Source organism: Microbacterium sp. SSM24 (genome assembly GCF_025989145.1).
Taxonomy (GTDB): Bacteria; Actinomycetota; Actinomycetes; order Actinomycetales; family Microbacteriaceae; genus Microbacterium.
The window spans coordinates 308,465-325,082 of record NZ_JAPDNQ010000001.1 but is presented as its reverse complement, the minus strand read 5'-3'; the positions used below and the strand labels follow the sequence as shown (position 1 = coordinate 325,082).

Sequence of the window (16,618 nt, the reverse complement as noted above, 5' to 3'; positions counted from 1 at the left end):
CCGCCGGTGCACCTCGCCAGGCACCGGCGGCCACGCCGCCCTAACCGGCCGAAGCCGGCAGGTCGGTCACTGTGCGGGAGGCATCAGGACCGCGTCGATGAGGTAGACCGTCGCGTTGGCCGTCTGCACTCCACCGCAGATGACGTTGGCGCCGTTCACCATGAGCGAGTCGCCCGAACCCGTGACCTCGAGGTCGGCACCCTGCACGGTCGTGTGCATGCCGGCGATGTCAGCCGGAGCGACCTGGCCGGGGACCACGTGGTAGGTGAGGATCGACGTGAGCGTCTCGCTGTCGGTCTTCAGAGCCTCGATCGTCGCGGGGTCGATCGCAGCGAACGCCTCGTCCACCGGTGCGAACACGGTGAACTCGTCACCGTTGAGCGTGTCGACGAGGTCGACGTCCGGGTTCAGCTGTCCGCTCACCGCGGCGACGAGCGTCGTCAGGAGCGGGTTGTTGGATGCCGCGGTCGCGACCGGGTCCTGCGCCATGCCTGCGACGGAGCCGGCGCCGTCCGGCACGGCCTCGGCGTAGTCTGCGCAGCCGGGGCCGACGAGGTTCGCCGCGGGATCCATCTCCTCGGCGGGTGCTTCGGACTCCTCCATCGCGGGGCTCGAGGGCTCATCCGACGGAGCGGCGCTTCCGCCCATCGAACATGCCGACAGCGCGAACGTGGCAGCGAGCGCGAGCGCCAGACCGGCCGAGACGCGCTTCTTTGTGATGCGGGACATGACTTCCTCCTCGTAGAGGTCCGGTGCGGACCGTGATCTGCAGGCCCCGCGGTGCGGGGGTGTGCCGCAAGAGCGGCTACACGGGCTCTTCGGAGGCTGGAGCAGAACGGATTGGAACCGGATTGCGATGGTACGAAGCGGGGGACGGGCCATGAGTACGGCATGCTGGTCCCTATGGTGATCGATGGGATCGACGTGCCGGAGGACGGCGCCGAACCTGTCGACCACGTCGGCGAGCTGCTGCAGCGCGTCGCCGCCGGCGATCAGACCGCGTTCGCGCGCGTGTACGACCTCATCTCCGCGCGCGTGTTCGGGCTCATCCTGCGCGTGCTCGTCGACAGGGCGCAGAGCGAGGAAGTGCTGCAGGAGGTGTTCCTCGAGGTGTGGCAATCCGCCTCGCGCTTCGCTCCGAACAGAGGCCAGGGAAGGTCCTGGGTGCTCACGATCGCGCATCGCCGGGCCGTCGACCGCGTGCGGTCGGCGCAGGCGAGCACCGATCGCGATGTCCGTGTGGGCTTCCGCGACCTTGACGTCGCGCATGACGGGGTGGCCGAGCAGGTCGAGCTCCGCATCGAGGGCGAGAAGGTCACGGCAGCGCTCACCGCGCTGCCTGACGTGCAGCGCGAGGCTCTCACCCTGGCGTATTTCGGAGGTTACAGTCAGAGCGAGATCGCGGCGCTCGTGGGTGCGCCACTGGGGACGATCAAGACGAGGATGCGGGACGGCTTGTCCCGCCTGAGGGCCGAGATGGGGGTGACCGCGTGATGGACGAGAGGGAGTTCGCCGAGCTCGCTTCCGGCTTCGCACTCGACGCGCTGTCGCCCGCCGACCGTCGCGCGTTCGACGAGGCGCGCGCCGCACACCCCGAGTGGGAGCACTGGGTCGAATCGGATGTCGCGACCGCGGCCGCTCTCGGCGACGGCGTCCCCGACGAGGCTCCGCCGCTGACGCTTCGTTCGACACTCCTCTCCCGCATCGCGACCATGCCACAGCTTCCCGACATCACCGCGGCGGACGCCGCGGTGTCCGAGACGTGGCCGACCGCTGCCGAGGCGGAGGCCGAGGCATCCGATGATCCCGATGAGGCGCCGGCCGTGGATCCCGCGCCGACGACGGCGACGATCCAGGCGATCTCGCGCCGCAACTGGACGCGCGGTCTGCTCACCCTCGCCGCGTCGATCGTCGTCCTGGTCGTGCTCGGCTTCGGCGCGGCATCCATCAATCAGTTCGTCAACCGATCGCCCGAGGTCGTCGCGCTCCAGGAGATCGAGGCCGCACCCGATTCCCAGTCCGTCACGGCCGAGCTCGACGACGGCGGCACGATGACCGCGCACTGGTCGGAGTCCGTCGGCAAGGCGGTCGTGGTGTCGGCAGGGCTGCCCGAGATCGCCGACGACGAGAGCTTCGAGCTGTGGTTCGTGCGCGATGGCGCCGCCGTCTCGGCGGGCACCTTCGAGCCGACGGCGACCGGCGGATCGACGGCTCTCCTCGAGGGGGCCATGGAACCCGGCGACGTCATCGCGGTGACCGTCGAGCCGCAGGGCGGATCGCCCGATGGGCAGCCGACGTCGGACCCGATCGTCCAGATCCCGACCGCGTAGCTCGCGCCGCCGCCTCCGGCGGTAGCGTGAGGGCGTGGCATCCGTCCCGCAGACGACCGAGACCCTCGTGCACCTTCGGCGTGCCCGCGACCTCATAGACCGCGACTATGCCGAACCGCTCGACGTTCCGACGATGGCGGCGAAGGCGCTCATGTCTCCGGCGCACTTCTCGCGCGAGTTCAAGGCCGCCTACGGCGAGACGCCCTACGCGTACCTCATGACGCGGCGCATCGAGCGGGCGATGGCGCTGCTGCGCGCGGGCACGTCGGTGACGGATGCCTGCACCGCGGTGGGCGCGACGTCGCTGGGTTCGTTCAGCTCGACGTTCTCCGAGATCGTCGGCGAGACTCCGAGCTCGTATCGCTCCCGGCCGCACGATGCCGCCGAGGCGATGCCGCTGTGCGTCGCGAAGATCCTCACTCGTCCCCGTCGCTGAGCACCCGGGATCCGATGGAGCAGGATCGGAGAAGCGGACCCGGGAACGCTCCTCTACCGTGGCATCCATGACCAGCATCTCTCTCGCGTACTGCCCCATCACGGTCGACGACGTCGAGGCCGCGATCCCGTTCTACCGCGACGGTCTCGGACTCGACATCGTCAACGACGTCGCGTACGACGGCCATCGGTGGGTGAGCTTCGGCTTCGCCGGCCAGGAGGGCCTCATGCTCGTGGTGTCCGATCCGACCGCGGGCCGATCCCCGGAGGACGGGGAGGCGCTGCAGCGGCTCGTGGTGAAGGGATCCGGCCCCGGACCCTACGTCTTCTCGACCACCGACATCGACGCGACGTTCGAACGCCTGCGCGCGTTCGGGGCCGAGGTGCTGCAGGAGCCCATCGAGCAGTCGTGGGGGCCGCGCGACTGCGCGTTCCGCGATCCGTCGGGCAACCACATCCGCATCAACCAGGTCTGACCCGTGTGCCTGCCGTGGGAGGCCGCGCAGCGCGCGACGAAAGGAGGAGATGTCACGAAACGAGGATCGGATGCCGCGTCGGCGTCCTCCTTTCGTGACATCTCCTCCGTTCGCGACGCCGACGAGCGCAGCCGGCCTCTCGAGGCGACGGTACCCTTGGCGGGGTGAGCGACGAGTCCAGAGGGTTTCACAAGCCGGTGCGCCGGCCGGCGGAGCTGTTCGATCGGCTGTTCGCCGCCGAGGATCCCGCCGAGGTCTCGCGGGTGGCGCACTCCACGGCGCATGCCCTGCTCGCGCGCGTGCGCGAGGATCCCGATGGGCGGGTCGTCGACCGGCTCGTCGCGTTCACCGATGAGCACGGCATCGACGACATCGCGGAGCTCTGGTCGCGGTCGCCGGCCAAGACGCTGCCCGGGGCGCTGTGGCGCCTCTACCTGCTCCAGCTCATGATCCACGACGACGCGCGCACGGCAGCGCTCCTCTACGAGCGCGGCCGCGCCGAGCTCTCGTCAGCCGATGAGGTCGTCGCCGGCGCGCCGACGCCGGCCGGGCCGGAAGAGCTCGTCGCGCTGATCGACCAGATCCTGCGCGGGCTGTTCGCGGGGGACTTCGCCGTCGCCCTCGATCGTGCCGCGGCGTTCTGCCGTGTGCAGGCGGCCGGGGCGACGCACCTCGCCGACGACTACGACGCGACCGAGCCCGAGCGGGCATCGGCGCTCACGACACGGGCGCTGCGCCTCACGGACTACGCCGCCGACCTCGCCGCATGCGCCGCGCTGTGGCGCCGCGAAGCCCTGACCTGAGTCCGGGAACGAAGAAGCCGGGCCGCAGAACGCCTCTCGGCGCGGAGCCGCTCGGAGCGGCAGAAGATGGAGCCCGGGGTTACTGCGGCCCGGCTGATCCAGTGTAACCGAGGGAGGGGTTCCGGCATTCCCGACGCCCTAGGCTCGTGGCATGACCTGGCGTTACGCGCTCGTACTCGAGCCCGCGGCATCCGATGATCCCCGCACGGATTTCGCGTCGACCTTCCGAGAGATCGACCCGGCGGCCCCGGCGCTGAGCGTGGGCGAGCTGAGCACGCAGCGCGGCGACGGCATCTTCGAGTCGATCGGCGTCGTGCACGGGCACCCGCAGGAGGTGACGGCGCACCTCGAGCGACTCGCCCATTCGGCCGCTCTGTGCGACCTTCCCGCTCCGCAGCAGGAGCAGTGGCGTCAGGCGGTCGCCGTCGCCGCCGCGCACTGCCCGCAGGACGGCGAGGGCGTGATCAAGCTCATCCTCAGTCGCGGTGTCGAGCACGGCCCCGCACCCACGGCGTGGGTCACGGCCGCGGAGGCCGCCGACAACTCGGCGGTGCGCGAGAGCGGCGTGCGCGTGGTCACCCTCGACCGCGGCTACGCGATCGACACCCCGGCGCGCGCGCCGTGGCTGCTGCTCGGCGCGAAGACGCTGTCGTACGCGGTCAACATGGCGGCGATCCGCGAGGCCAAGCGGCGCGGCGCCGACGACGCCGTGTTCGTCACCTCCGACGGCTACGTGCTGGAGGCGCCGACCGCGTCCCTCGTCCTGCGCGTCGGCGGCCGGTTCGTCACACCCGCGCCGAATGGCGGCATCCTTCACGGCACGACGCAGCTGAGTCTGTTCGAGCACCTCGCCGAGCTCGGCCACGACACCGCGTACGAGACGATCCCCGTCTCAGCGCTGGCCGAGGCGGATGCTGCGTGGCTGCTGTCGAGCGTGCGTCTGGCGGCGCCGATCTCGGCCATCGACGGCGTCGCGGTGCCGGTCGACGTCGAGCTGACGGCATCCTTCAACGACTATCTGCTCAGCCCGCGCACCTGAATCAGCGTGTCACGCCGGAGAGCTCGCGCCGCGCGCGGGAGATCATCCCGCGCATGAGCACGGCGAGCGAGAGGCGCAGCGGCAGGGACCACAGCCGGGCTCCGCGCCCTTTGAACCGCATCGCGGTCACCACGCGCACGAGCGCCCGTTCCTCGTCGACCCCGACGCCGACGCGCATGTCGACGCGGCGGGCGTCGACTGCCACGAGAGCCTCCTCGCCTTCCACGCGCCGCACGGCGAACAGGTCGCACCGACGTCGCTCCCGACGCAGCACGGCTCCTACGACGATGGCGCCGGCGAGCCAGCGGGGGAGCGCCGTGCGCGAGAAGAGATTGCGCGCCCATGCGGCCGGATCTGCGGTGGCGTGCGCCGGGAGCACGTCGATCCACACCTGCGTGTAGTCGGGATCGCTGATGTCGGCCAGCGCGAGCGACCAGAATGCCGGTTGCCTCATGGCACCTCCCCCTTGAGCCATACGCATGCGTATGGATTCCACGGGTGAGACTATACGGTACGGTACGGACATGGCAAGGCTCACGCGCGAGGACTGGATCGCCGCCGCGTACGAGCGATTCAGCGCCGACGGCATCACGGCCGTCGCCGTCGAACCCGTCGCACGCGCCCTCGGGGCGACGAAGGGGTCGTTCTACTGGCATTTCGCTGACCGGCCCGCGCTGGTGGATGCCGTCCTCGAGCGCTGGCGCGAGCTCGAGACCGAGCACCTCATCGCCGAGGTCGAGCGCATCCGGCCGGCCTCGGCCAGGCTGGGCGGTCTGCTCGAGCTGATCGCACACCGCACCGGCCAGCGATCGGGGGAGCGTACGCTCTACGCCGATGCGACGGGGCCGGTGCGAGACTTCGTGTCGACGGTGACCGAGAGACGCGTCTCCTACCTGGCGTCGCTGGTCGCGGCATCCGGAGTCGCGCCTGATGAGGCCCGCCGTCGGGCCGTCATCATCGTGTCGGCGGTCATCGGCTACCAGCAGCTGGTCTCGAGCGGGTGGGATGCCGCATCCGACCCGCGCTCGATGGTCGACACGCTGGGCGCGCTCGCCACCGGAACCACGACGCCCGTCGCCTGAGACACGAAGACCCCCGCCCGGAGGCAGGGGTCTCGGTGAGGTGCCGCGTTATCCGAACCGTCCCGACACGTAGTCCTCGGTGGCCTGTACGGTCGGCGTCGTGAAGATCGACGTGGTGTTGTCGTACTCGATGAGCTTGCCCGGCTTGCCGGTGCCGGCGATGTTGAAGAACGCCGTCTTGTCGCTCACGCGCGATGCCTGCTGCATGTTGTGCGTGACGATGACGACCGTGTAGTCGTTCTTCAGCTCGCCGATGAGCTCCTCGATCGCGTAGGTCGAGATCGGGTCGAGCGCCGAGCACGGCTCGTCCATGAGGATGACCTCGGGCGAGACGGCGATCGCGCGGGCGATGCACAGACGCTGCTGCTGACCGCCGGAGAGACCCGAGCCGGGCTTGTCGAGGCGGTCCTTGACCTCGTTCCACAGGTTCGCGCCCTGAAGCGACTTCTCGACGAGGGCGTCGGAGTCGGACTTCGAGATGCGCTTGTTGTTCAGCTTCACGCCGGCCAGCACGTTCTCGCGGATCGACATGGTGGGGAACGGGTTGGGGCGCTGGAACACCATGCCCACCTGGCGGCGCACGAGCACCGGGTCGACGTTCGCTCCGTACAGGTCGTTTCCGTCGAGCAGCACCTGGCCCTCGACACGCGCGCCGGGGATGACCTCGTGCATGCGGTTGAGGGTGCGCAGGAAGGTCGACTTTCCGCAGCCCGACGGGCCGATGAAGGCGGTCACGCTGCGGGGTTCGATGTCGAGCGAGACGCCCTCGACGGCCAGGAAGTCGCCGTAGTAGACGTTCAGATCGTTGACTTCGATGCTCTTGGACACGATTCCTCTGATTTCGCTTCGGGAAGTTTCGGGGGGCCCGGCTCAGCGGCCCAGCTTGGGGGAGAAGATCTTTGCGACCAGGCGCGCGACGAGGTTGAGCACCATCACGATGATGATCAGCACGAGGGCGGCGCCCCAGGCCCGGTCGATATACGCCTCGGGCGGGATGCCCTGATTCATGTACTGGGTGTACGCGAACACCGGGAGGGTCATCATGCGTCCCTCGAAGAGGTTGTAGTTCATCGAGGTGGCCACGCCCGCGGTGAGCAGGAGCGGCGCGGTCTCGCCGATGACGCGGGAGATGGAGAGCATGACGCCGGTCGTGATTCCGGCGATGGCCGTCGGGAGGACCACCTTGGCGATCGTGAGCCACTTCGGAACGCCGAGTGCATACGACGCCTCACGAAGCTCGTTCGGCACCAGGCGCAGCATCTCCTCGCTGGAGCGGACCACGACCGGGATCATCAGCACCGACAGGGCGATCGAGCCCATGATGCCCATGCGAATGCCCGGTCCGAGGAACAGTGCGAACAGCGAGTAGGCGAAGAGGCCCGCGACGATGGAGGGGATGCCGGTCATGACGTCGACGAGGAACGTGATGCCGCGAGCGAGTCGGTTGCCTGCGCCGTACTCGACGAGGTAGATCGCGGTGAAGATGCCGATCGGGATCGAGATGACGGCGGCGGCGAGTGTGATGAGGAGCGTGCCGACGATGGCGTGGAGGATGCCTCCGCCTTCGCCGACGACGTTGCGCATCGAGCTCGTGAAGAACTCCGCGCTGAAGGCCGCCACGCCGTTGACGACCACCGTGTAGGCGACCGAGACGAGCGGGACCATCGCGATGAGGAAGGCGATGCTCACGACGCCGGTCACGACACGGTCGACGGCCTTGCGGCGGCCCTCGACGATCGCGGAGATCACCGCGATGAGGATCAGGTAGCCGATCGCGGTGAAGATCGCCCAGCCGGCGAGGCTGAACTCATCCCCGCTCGCGACGGTGAGCATGGCCATCACGAGCCCCGCGACGGCGGCGGTTCCGGCGAGCAGCGCCCACGGTGCCCATCGCGGCAGGCGTCCGCTGGTGAGGCGTGCGGAGGGGGTGATGCTCGGCGCCTCAGGCGCGAGCGGGGGAGTCTGGATCGTCGTCATGTCAGTTGGCTCCCGAGAATTCCTTGCGCCGACTGACGATCCAGCGAGCGAGCGCATTCACAGCGAAGGTGACGATGAACAAGATGAGGCCGGTCGCGATCAGGACGTTGATGTTCGTTCCATACGCTTCGGGGAAGGTGAGGGCGATGTTGGCCGGGATCGTCGAGGGGTTGCGCGCGGTGAACAGCTGGAACGTGATCACGCCCGAGGCCGAGAGCACCATCGCGACGGCCATCGTCTCGCCGAGCGCGCGGCCGAGGCCGAGCATCGAGGCCGAGACGATGCCGCTGCGCGCGAAGGGGAAGACGGACATGCGGACCATCTCCCAGCGGGTGGCGCCCAGGGCGAGGGCCGCCTCCTCATGGAGGACCGGCGTCTGCAGGAAGATCTCGCGGCAGATCGCGGTGATGATCGGCACGACCATGACGGCGAGGACGATCGCCGCCGTGAAGATCGTGCGGCCCGTCGCCGAGACGGGGCCGCCGAACAGCGGGAACCAGCCCATGTTGTCGACCAACCAGGCATAGACGGGCTGAACCGCGGGAGCGAGGACCAGGATGCCCCACAGGCCGAAGACGACCGACGGGACTGCGGCCAACAGGTCGACGATGTAGCCGAGGGTCTGAGCGAGTCGACGCGGGGCGTAGTGAGAGATGAAGAGGGCGACAGCGATGGCGAGGGGCACCGCCATGATGAGTGCCAGGATCGATGCCCACACCGTGCCGAAGGCGAGGGGCCAGACGTAGTCCCAGAAGTTGGTCGTGATGATCGACGCGTTGTCACTGGTCGCAGTGATCCCGGGAATGGACTGGACGAAGAGGAAGATGGCGACGGCCGCGAGCGTCACGAGGATCATCGATCCCGCGAACAGTGCGGTTCTGGAGAACCAGCGGTCGCCGGCCCGCTGCGTGGTCTTCGCAGGTGGCGCAGTGGTTGTCGTCATGAGGTCTCGTTCGTCCGGGGTGGCGGGGGCGTGGATGACCCGGCCCGGCGGTGTGGCCGCCGGGCCGGGTCAGTGGTGTCAGTCCGTGACGATCAGTTCGATCGCGGCGTTGACCTGGTCGCGCAGCTCGTCCGAGATGGGGGCGCTGCCTGCGGCGGCGGCGGCCTCATCCTGACCCTGCACCGACGCGGCGTAGCTGAGGTACGCCTTGACGATCGGGGCGGCGGCTGCGTCCTGGTACTGCTCGCACGCGATGCTGTAGCTGATGAGGATCAGCGGGTAGGCGCCGGCCTCGGTCGTGGTGCGGTCGATCTTGATCGCGAGGTCACCTGCGCCGCGGCCCTCTTCGAGGGTCGAGACGTCGGCGGCCTTCGCGGCGGCCTCGGGCGAGTACGCGATGTACTCGTCGCCGACCTTGATCGCGACGGTGCCGAGGTCACCGGCGCGCGACGCGTCGGCGTAGCCGATCGTGCCGGAGCCACCCTCGACGGCCGCGACGACACCCGAGGTGCCCTGCGCCGACTCGGGGGTCACGGACGTGGCGGGCCACTCCTCGACCGAGCCGAAGGTCCAGACGCTCTCCGCCGTCGCGGCGAGGTAGTCGGTGAAGTTGCCGGTGGTGCCGGACTTGTCCGAGCGCACGACCGGGGTGATCGCGAGGTCGGGCAGCGTGGCGTCCGGGTTCTGGTCGGCGATCGCGGCGTCGTTCCAGTTCGTGATCTGGCCGGCGAAGATCCCGGCGATCGTGGCGGCATCGAGGTCGAGGCTCTCGACGCCCTCGACATTGAAGATCACGGCGATCGGCGAGATGTACAGCGGCAGCTCGACGATGTCGGTGTCTTCGACGCAGCCGGCGAAGGTGCTGTCGGTGATCTCTTCGGCCTTGAACGCGCGGTCGGAGCCGGCGAACTGGACGGCGCCGGCGATGAACGAGTCGCGACCGGCACCCGAGCCCGAGGGGTCGTACGTGATGTCGACGTCGGGGTTGGCGCCCTGGACGCCGGCGGTCCAGGTCTGGACGGCGACTTCCTGCGAGGAAGCGCCGCCACCGGCGATGGCGCCCTTCAGGTCGGAGACGGGTGCGGAGCCCGAGGGCTCGCCCGGGGTCTCGTTGGAGGCGCAGCCGGCGAGGGCGAGGGCCGCGATTGCGGCGATAGCGCCCACCTGGGCGATGCGGGAGATCTTCACTGTGTGAATCCTTCACGTGTCAGGGAAATGAGGCCACAGAGGGCTTCGGGTAGTGAACCCGGTGCGGGGTTCGCACTGAAACGTAGGCTCGGACTCTTAAGAGACTGCGCTCGGCTGGTAAACGGGAGGTGAACGGAGCGCCGACATCCATGCATCGGGATGCGCGCTCGTTCACCTCTGCGCCGGCGCGGCCGTCGCTCAGACCTTGGGTATGTGGGTCTCGATCGCGACGATGCCCGATCCGGGGTTCTCGACGGAGAGATGCACGACCGAGAACGCGCCCGGCTCGAGCGCAGAGGCGCTGCCGAGGTAGGACCCCCGCAGCGTGCCCGTCGCGAGCGCGAGCTCCGACAGGATGTCGGGCAGCACGGGACCGTGGCTGCACAGCACGGCGGCCTTCCGTGCGCGCACGCGCTGACCGATGATCGTGCGAGCGTCGGATTCGCCGTCCTCCCACGCGTCCTGACTGATGAGCGACGTCTTCTCGACCTTGCGGCCCAGCGCGGCGGCGAGCGGCGTGACCGTCTTCATGCAGCGCACGGCGGGACTCGACACCAGCTTGCGCGCGCCGAAGGCGAGCAGCGGACCGACGATCGAGTTCGCCTGCTTCTTGCCACGGGGTGCGAGCGGGCGCGCGGCATCCTCACCGTCCCATTCCTCGCGAGCGAGCGCCTTGGCGTGGCGCAGCACGATGATGGGGAAGGTGCGCAGCACGCCCTCGTCGACTAGGCGGAGGAAGTTCTCGAGGATCTCGACATCGACGGGATAGCTGAGGCGGGAGCGCGCCTTCTTCGCCGTCACCCACTCGATCGCGGCGATCTCCTTGTTCGGCACGAAGGCGGACGCGCGGATCGCGGCATCCGTCGCCTCCGCCGACCAGTAGTGCACGATCTTGGTGCGCTTGCTGGGCAGCCGGTAGCGCGAGACGCCGATGGCCATGCCCAGGGCGACACGGATGCCGGTCTCCTCGAAGATCTCGCGCACGGCGGTCTCGGCGAGCATCTCGCCGGGATCGACCTTGCCCTTGGGGAGCGTCACGTCGCGGTAGCGGGTGCGGTGGATCAGCAGCACGCGCAGTTTGCCGTCCACGACGCGCCAGACGACACCGCCCGCGGCGTAGACCGCGGTCTCCGTCATCGCACCGCGCGTGCCCGCCGACGGCGCTGCACGGTGGTCATGGTGCGGTCCTGCACGTCGACGAGGAGATGGCCGTCCTCGCCCACGTTGTGGCGGATCCACTCGCCGTCGGGGCCGAGATGCCACGAACTCGAGGAGTCGCTCATCGCAAGGTCGAAGAAGTCGCCGAGCTCCTTGACGTGGGCCGGTGCGGTCACGCGCACGAGCGCCTCGACGCGGCGATCGAGGTTTCGATGCATCATGTCGGCGCTGCCGATGTAGAGCTGCGGGTCGCCGTCGTTGTGGAACGAGAAGATGCGCGAATGCTCGAGGTAGCGGCCCAGGATGCTCCGCACCCGGATGTTCTCGCTCATGCCGGGGACGCCCGGCTTGAGCGAGCAGATGCCGCGCACCCACACGTCGACCTTCACACCGGCCTGGCTCGCACGGTAGAGGGCGTCGATGATCTGCTCGTCGACCATCGAGTTGACCTTGATTCGCACGCTCGCGGGCTTGCCCGCCAGCGCGTTGCGGCGCTCCTTGTCGATCAGTCTCAGGAGTCCCTTCCGCAGGTGCAGGGGGGCGACGAGGAGGCGCTTGAACTTCTTCTCGATCGCGTAGCCGCTCAGCTCGTTGAACAGTCGGGTGAGGTCCCGTCCGACCTGGTCGTCGACGGTGAACAGGCCGAAGTCCTCGTAGATGCGGCTCGTCTTGGGGTTGTAGTTGCCCGTGCCGATGTGGCTGTAGCTGCGCAGCACGCCGCCCTCTTCGCGGATGACGAGTGCGAGCTTGCAGTGGGTCTTCAGGCCGACCAGTCCGTAGACGACGTGCACGCCCGCCTTCTCGAGCTTGCGCGCCCACAGGATGTTGTTCGCCTCGTCGAAGCGGGCCTTGATCTCGACGAGTGCGAGCACCTGCTTGCCGGCCTCGGCGGCATCGATCAGCGCCTCGACGATCGGGCTGTCGCCCGACGTGCGATAGAGCGTCTGCTTGATGGCGAGCACGTGCGGGTCCTTGGCCGCCTGCTCGAGGAACGCCTGCACGCTCGTCGCGAACGACTCGTACGGGTGATGCACGAGCACGTCGCCCTTGCGGATCGACGCGAAGACGTCGGGCCGCTCGTTGTTGTCGCCGGGCTGGAACGCCATCGCCGTGGTGGGCACATGCGGTTTGAACTTGAGGTCCGGCCGGTCGATGCGCAGGTCGAACAGCCCCCGCAGGTCGAGCGGGCCGGGGAGGCGGTAGACCTCCTGCGCGGTGATGTCGAGCTCGCGGATCAGCAGTTCGAGGGTGACCTCGTCCATGTCGTCGGTGATCTCGAGCCGGATGGGCGGGCCGAACCGGCGGCGCAGCAGTTCGGCCTCGAGCGCCTGGATGAGGTTCTCGGACTCGTCCTCCTCGATCGCGACGTCCTCGTTGCGGGTGAGGCGGAACGCGTGGTGGTCGAGCACCTCCATGCCGGGGAAGAGATCGTCGAGGTGGTTCGAGATGAGGTCCTCGAGCGGCAGGTAGCGCAGCGCGCCGTCGCTCGAGGGCACCTGCACGAAGCGGGGGAGCATGGGCGGCACCTTGAGGCGCGCGAACTCCTGGCGTCCGGTGCGGGCGTTGCGGATGCGGATGGCGAGGTTGAGCGAGAGGCCCGAGATGTAGGGGAAGGGATGGGCGGGGTCGACCGCGAGCGGCATGAGCACGGGGAAGACCTGCGCCTGGAAGTACTCGTAGAGCGCTTCGCGGTCTGCGGCGTCGAGGGCGTCGTATGCCACGACGTTCACTCCCGCCTCGGCGAGGGCCGGCATGACCTGGCTCGTCCACGCCTCCGCGTGACGGAGCTGGAGCCGGTGCGCCTCGACGGAGATGTCGGCGAGCACCTCGGCGGGCGCCCGCCCGACATTGGTGGGTACCGCGAGGCCGGTCACGATCCGGCGCTTGAGTCCGGCGACGCGCACCATGAAGAACTCGTCGAGGTTGCTCGCGAAGATCGCCAGGAAGTTGGCGCGCTCGATGACGGGGAGGTTCGTGTCCTCGGCCAGCTCGAGCACGCGCTGGTTGAATGCGAGCCAGCTCAGCTCGCGGTCCAGGTAGCGGTGCTCGGGGAGCTGCGCATCCTGCTCTTCGTCCAGGTCGAAGTCGTCGTCGTCCGCGTCGCCGAGCCCCGCGTCGAGCACCTCGTGATCGATCATCCCCTCATCATTGCAGGGACAGGTGACGAGAGTGTGAACGGGGTCCGGTGTCAGGCGCCCGTGCGCTCGCGCGGCGAGGGGATCTGGTCGTCCTCGTAGACGTTGAAGCGATAGCCGACGTTGCGGACGGTGCCGATCAGCTGCTCCAGGTCGCCGAGTTTCGCGCGCAGACGTCGCACGTGCACGTCGACCGTGCGCGTGCCCCCGAAGTAGTCGTAGCCCCACACCTCGCTCAGCAGCTGTTCGCGGGTGAACACGCGCGACGGATGGGTCGCGAAGAAGTGGAGGAGCTGGAACTCCTTGTACGTGAGGTCGAGCGGCTTGCCGTGCACCTTGGCCGAGTACGACGCCTCGTCGATCGTGATGCCCGACGTCTGGATGCGGGTCGAGACCTGCTCCTGGCTCATCCGTCCGATCGCGAGGCGCACCCGCGCGTCGACCTCGGCGGGTCCGGCGTTCATCAGGATGACGTCGTCGATGCCCCAGTCCGTCGACACGGCGGTCAGTCCGCCCTCCGTGACGACCAGCAGCAGCGGCGCGTCGAGGCCCGTGGTGTTGAGGATCTTGCACAGCGACTTGGCGCCGACGAGATCGATGCGCGCATCGACGAAGATGACGTCGGCGCTCGGTGCGTTCACCAGCTGCGCGGGTTCCGCGGGGATCTGGCGCACACGGTGGCTCAGCAGTTCGAGCGAGGGCAGGACGGGACCGGCTCCGTGCGCGGAGCTCAGAACCAGGAGCTGTGCCAAAGCGTCGCCTTCCCGGCGCGCGGGGGCACGCCGTTGCCCCCAGTGTAGGGCGTGGCGGACGGGCCGCTCCGCGGACGGATGCTGCGCGACATCCGTCCCAGTGGTGCATCTCGCTGCGTCGTGGGCGAGAATGGGCGCGTGGCCGTGCCTGAACTCGCTCCCCGTCGCACTCTCGGCGGCATCATCGCCGTGTGGGTCGTCGCTGCCGTGATCGGCGTGCTCGTCGGCGTGCTGGCGGGAGACGCGTGGCGTGCGCAGTGGCTCGCCGTCGGACTGGGCGGATGCCTCATCCTCGCGTTCGCCATCCAGCTGTGGGGAGGTCGCTCGCAGGGGTTCACCGAACGGGTCGCCGCGAGCGCGCTGGGCGCACTCCTGGTCATGGGCGTCATCAGCCTCGGCTTCGGCCTGGCCTCGATCGTCCCGGGCTGAATCGGCCTGGCTAGACTGGACCCATGGATCTCTTCGCGCTCGAGATGTTCTTCGTGGGTCTGCTCGGTCTGGCGACGCTCGCGATCGCCTTCGTCTCGGTCGTCGTCCTGAAGAACCTGTACCGCGGCCAGCGCTGATCGGCCGCGCCGTGTTCGACCTGCCGACCGACCTTCCCGCGGATCTCGCGCCTCTCTCGTGGCTCGTCGGCGTCTGGGAGGGCACCGGGGTCATCGATTACGCCGGCCATGCCTACGCGGGCGAGTTCACCCACCGCGTCAGCTTCAGCCATGACGGCGGCGACTACCTGAACTACTCCGCGAACGCGTGGCTCCACGGTGAGGGCGACACCCGCACGCCGCTCGTGGCCGAGATGGGCTACTGGCGGCTCTCGCGGCCTGCGGGCGACGCGGACGCCGGCCCCGGCCTGCTGCCGGCCCTCGGCACGGCCCCGCCCCGCACCGCCGACGACGTCGAGCTGCTGCGCAACGCCGAAGGCGGCTTCGACATCGAGGTCGTCCTCGTGCACGCGGACGGCGTGAGCGAGCTCTACCTCGGACAGATCCGCGGCCCGCGCATCGACATCGCGACCGACGCGGTCGTGCGACCGGCCGGCGCGAAGACCTACTCCGCTGCGACCCGCATGTACGGGCTCGTCGACGGACACCTGCTGTGGGCGTGGGACATGGCCGCGCTCGGCGAGGAGCTCGGCGCGCACGCGTCGGCGCGCCTGGCCCGGGCGGAATGATGGGGTCCCCGTTCGCCGGGCTCTCCGGCGCCGTGGTCGACGAGACCGGACTGCAGCACGTCGGCAGCCCGCTCGGCGAGCAGCGAGCACTCGGCGCCGGCCGCGCCGTGGTGCCGCTCGGCGACCGCACGGTCCTCGCCGTTCCCGGTGAGGACCGCCTCTCGTGGCTCGACTCGCTCACCTCGCAGGCGCTCGCCGCCCTCCCGCCGGGGGTCAGCACCGAGCTGCTGGTCCTCGACCCGCAGGGACACGTCGAGCACGCGGCATCCGTCATCGACGACGGCGAGACGACGTGGCTGATCGTCGATCGGGCCGACGCCGAGGGGCTGCTGTCGTGGCTGCGCAGGATGCGGTTCCGCCTGCGGGTCGACCCGCGCGACGCCGGCGACGAGTTCGCCGTCATCGGCGGCACGGCGGCGGGCCTCGCCGGGGTGAACCCTGCCGTGCCCGCGGGCCTTCCGCTCGTCTGGACCGATCCGTGGCCCGACGTCACGCCGGGTGGTCACGCGTACGCGGCCGTCGACCCGCATCCGGGCGCCGAACGCGATTGGGCCGAGGCGATCGTCACGCGCGACGAGGAACAGCGCATCGCGGATGCCGCGTCCCGCGGCGAGATCGCGCTCGCCGGCCTCGTCGCGGCCGACGCGCTGCGGGTCGCCGCGTGGCGCCCTCGGTGGTCTGCCGACGTCGACGAGCGTGCGCTTCCCCACGAGCTGGACTGGCTGCGCACGGCCGTGCACCTCAGCAAGGGCTGCTACCGGGGCCAGGAGACCGTGGCGAAGGTGCACAATCTCGGCCACCCGCCGCGGCGCCTCGTGGCGCTTCAGCTCGACGGCAGCTCGAGCGTCCTTCCTGTGCACGGGGCGGCGGTCCGCGTCGGCGACGACGCGGTGGGGTCGGTCACGTCGGCCGCGATGCACTTCGAAGAAGGTCCGATCGCGCTCGCGATCGTGCGGCGCTCCACTCCGATCGATGCGACGCTGCTCGTCGACACCGACGACGGTCCGATCTCGGCCGCGCAGGAGATCATCGTCCCGCCGGACGCGGGGGCCACGGCGAACGTCCCGCGCATCACGCGACTGTCTCGCCGCGCGTCGGCGACGTGACGCGGGGGAGCGGAGTCTTC

The 16,618-nt window shown here is 69.5% G+C and carries 19 protein-coding genes; 10 read left to right on the top strand and 9 right to left on the bottom strand.

Annotated features, from left to right (window positions below):
* Positions 1–66: 66 nt before the first annotated feature.
* Positions 67–729, bottom strand: a complete 663-nt coding sequence (locus tag OL358_RS01515) for a fasciclin domain-containing protein (protein ID WP_264708174.1) — start codon at positions 727–729, stop codon at positions 67–69.
* Positions 730–891: 162 nt separating this feature from the next.
* On the opposite strand from OL358_RS01515, the gene sigK reads away from it, so the two are divergent.
* The 6 genes from sigK (at position 892) to OL358_RS01485 (ending at position 5,083) form a co-directional block, all read left to right on the top strand.
* Positions 892–1,494: an ECF RNA polymerase sigma factor SigK gene (gene sigK, locus OL358_RS01510; protein WP_264708173.1), complete on the top strand. Its 603-nt coding sequence runs from the start codon at positions 892–894 to the stop codon at positions 1,492–1,494.
* Positions 1,494–2,330 (top strand): anti-sigma factor, encoded by an 837-nt coding sequence (locus tag OL358_RS01505; RefSeq protein ID WP_264710206.1) that lies wholly within the window; start codon positions 1,494–1,496, stop codon positions 2,328–2,330. The genes sigK and OL358_RS01505 overlap by 1 nt, the downstream gene beginning before the upstream one ends.
* Positions 2,331–2,364: 34 nt before the next feature.
* Entirely contained in the window at positions 2,365–2,766 is a 402-nt protein-coding gene (locus OL358_RS01500; RefSeq protein ID WP_264708171.1) for a helix-turn-helix transcriptional regulator, read from the top strand.
* 67 nt (positions 2,767–2,833) lie between these two features.
* On the top strand, positions 2,834–3,241 hold the full coding sequence (locus OL358_RS01495; protein ID WP_264708170.1) for a VOC family protein: 408 nt from the start codon (positions 2,834–2,836) through the stop codon (positions 3,239–3,241).
* 164 nt (positions 3,242–3,405) lie between these two features.
* Complete coding sequence (locus OL358_RS01490; protein ID WP_264708169.1) at positions 3,406–4,044, top strand: DNA-directed RNA polymerase subunit beta; 639 nt, start codon at positions 3,406–3,408, stop codon at positions 4,042–4,044.
* A 151-nt stretch (positions 4,045–4,195) separates the two neighbouring features.
* On the top strand, positions 4,196–5,083 hold the full coding sequence (locus OL358_RS01485) for an aminodeoxychorismate lyase (protein WP_264708168.1): 888 nt from the start codon (positions 4,196–4,198) through the stop codon (positions 5,081–5,083).
* A gap of 1 nt (position 5,084) precedes the next feature.
* Here OL358_RS01485 and OL358_RS01480 read toward each other — a convergent pair whose 3' ends face one another.
* Positions 5,085–5,537, bottom strand: coding sequence for a DUF2867 domain-containing protein (locus OL358_RS01480; protein WP_264708167.1), 453 nt, complete (start codon positions 5,535–5,537; stop codon positions 5,085–5,087).
* A 70-nt stretch (positions 5,538–5,607) separates the two neighbouring features.
* Here OL358_RS01480 and OL358_RS01475 point away from each other — a divergent pair, with 70 nt between their 5' ends.
* The gene (locus tag OL358_RS01475) at positions 5,608–6,165 is read left to right on the top strand and encodes a TetR/AcrR family transcriptional regulator (protein WP_264708166.1); all 558 of its coding nucleotides are present in this window, start codon (positions 5,608–5,610) and stop codon (positions 6,163–6,165) included.
* A gap of 48 nt (positions 6,166–6,213) precedes the next feature.
* Here OL358_RS01475 and pstB read toward each other — a convergent pair whose 3' ends face one another.
* The 7 genes from pstB to OL358_RS01440 form a co-directional block, all read right to left on the bottom strand.
* Entirely contained in the window at positions 6,214–6,993 is a 780-nt protein-coding gene (gene pstB / locus OL358_RS01470; RefSeq protein WP_264708165.1) for a phosphate ABC transporter ATP-binding protein PstB, read from the bottom strand.
* A 42-nt stretch (positions 6,994–7,035) separates the two neighbouring features.
* Positions 7,036–8,142: a phosphate ABC transporter permease PstA gene (gene pstA, locus OL358_RS01465; protein ID WP_264708164.1), complete on the bottom strand. Its 1,107-nt coding sequence runs from the start codon at positions 8,140–8,142 to the stop codon at positions 7,036–7,038.
* Between the two features lies 1 nt (position 8,143).
* The gene (gene pstC, locus OL358_RS01460; RefSeq protein WP_264708163.1) at positions 8,144–9,085 is read right to left on the bottom strand and encodes a phosphate ABC transporter permease subunit PstC; all 942 of its coding nucleotides are present in this window, start codon (positions 9,083–9,085) and stop codon (positions 8,144–8,146) included.
* Between the two features lie 78 nt (positions 9,086–9,163).
* Positions 9,164–10,273, bottom strand: coding sequence for a phosphate ABC transporter substrate-binding protein PstS (locus tag OL358_RS01455; RefSeq protein WP_264708162.1), 1,110 nt, complete (start codon positions 10,271–10,273; stop codon positions 9,164–9,166).
* A 198-nt stretch (positions 10,274–10,471) separates the two neighbouring features.
* The gene (locus OL358_RS01450) at positions 10,472–11,410 is read right to left on the bottom strand and encodes an NUDIX hydrolase (protein ID WP_264708161.1); all 939 of its coding nucleotides are present in this window, start codon (positions 11,408–11,410) and stop codon (positions 10,472–10,474) included.
* Complete coding sequence (locus tag OL358_RS01445) at positions 11,407–13,569, bottom strand: RNA degradosome polyphosphate kinase (protein WP_264708159.1); 2,163 nt, start codon at positions 13,567–13,569, stop codon at positions 11,407–11,409. The genes OL358_RS01450 and OL358_RS01445 overlap by 4 nt, the downstream gene beginning before the upstream one ends.
* Positions 13,570–13,619: 50 nt before the next feature.
* Complete coding sequence (locus OL358_RS01440; protein WP_264708158.1) at positions 13,620–14,318, bottom strand: winged helix-turn-helix domain-containing protein; 699 nt, start codon at positions 14,316–14,318, stop codon at positions 13,620–13,622.
* 138 nt (positions 14,319–14,456) lie between these two features.
* Here OL358_RS01440 and OL358_RS01435 point away from each other — a divergent pair, with 138 nt between their 5' ends.
* The 3 genes from OL358_RS01435 (at position 14,457) to OL358_RS01425 (ending at position 16,598) form a co-directional block, all read left to right on the top strand.
* Positions 14,457–14,747 carry a hypothetical protein gene (locus tag OL358_RS01435; protein ID WP_264708157.1) on the top strand — a complete coding sequence of 97 codons (291 nt, stop codon included), beginning with the start codon at positions 14,457–14,459 and terminating at the stop codon, positions 14,745–14,747.
* Between the two features lie 148 nt (positions 14,748–14,895).
* Positions 14,896–15,492: an FABP family protein gene (locus OL358_RS01430; RefSeq protein WP_264708156.1), complete on the top strand. Its 597-nt coding sequence runs from the start codon at positions 14,896–14,898 to the stop codon at positions 15,490–15,492.
* Positions 15,489–16,598 carry a YgfZ/GcvT domain-containing protein gene (locus OL358_RS01425; RefSeq protein ID WP_413631328.1) on the top strand — a complete coding sequence of 370 codons (1,110 nt, stop codon included), beginning with the start codon at positions 15,489–15,491 and terminating at the stop codon, positions 16,596–16,598. Before OL358_RS01430 ends, OL358_RS01425 begins: the two co-directional genes overlap by 4 nt.
* Positions 16,599–16,618 lie beyond the last annotated feature (20 nt).

What these genes read in the sequence shown, in the direction of transcription:
- OL358_RS01485 (WP_264708168.1), top strand. Translation starts at nt 4,196, where the DNA reads ATGACCTGGCGTTACGCGCTCGTACTCGAGCCCGCGGCATCCGATGAT.
- sigK (WP_264708173.1), top strand. Translation starts at nt 892, where the DNA reads ATGCTGGTCCCTATGGTGATCGATGGGATCGACGTGCCGGAGGACGGC.
- OL358_RS01515 (WP_264708174.1), bottom strand. Translation starts at nt 729, where the DNA reads ATGTCCCGCATCACAAAGAAGCGCGTCTCGGCCGGTCTGGCGCTCGCG.
- OL358_RS01475 (WP_264708166.1), top strand. Translation starts at nt 5,608, where the DNA reads ATGGCAAGGCTCACGCGCGAGGACTGGATCGCCGCCGCGTACGAGCGA.
- OL358_RS01425 (WP_413631328.1), top strand. Translation starts at nt 15,489, where the DNA reads ATGATGGGGTCCCCGTTCGCCGGGCTCTCCGGCGCCGTGGTCGACGAG.
- OL358_RS01450 (WP_264708161.1), bottom strand. Translation starts at nt 11,410, where the DNA reads ATGACGGAGACCGCGGTCTACGCCGCGGGCGGTGTCGTCTGGCGCGTC.
- OL358_RS01445 (WP_264708159.1), bottom strand. Translation starts at nt 13,569, where the DNA reads ATGATCGATCACGAGGTGCTCGACGCGGGGCTCGGCGACGCGGACGAC.
- OL358_RS01480 (WP_264708167.1), bottom strand. Translation starts at nt 5,537, where the DNA reads ATGAGGCAACCGGCATTCTGGTCGCTCGCGCTGGCCGACATCAGCGAT.
- OL358_RS01495 (WP_264708170.1), top strand. Translation starts at nt 2,834, where the DNA reads ATGACCAGCATCTCTCTCGCGTACTGCCCCATCACGGTCGACGACGTC.
- pstA (WP_264708164.1), bottom strand. Translation starts at nt 8,142, where the DNA reads ATGACGACGATCCAGACTCCCCCGCTCGCGCCTGAGGCGCCGAGCATC.
- OL358_RS01505 (WP_264710206.1), top strand. Translation starts at nt 1,494, where the DNA reads ATGGACGAGAGGGAGTTCGCCGAGCTCGCTTCCGGCTTCGCACTCGAC.
- pstC (WP_264708163.1), bottom strand. Translation starts at nt 9,085, where the DNA reads ATGACGACAACCACTGCGCCACCTGCGAAGACCACGCAGCGGGCCGGC.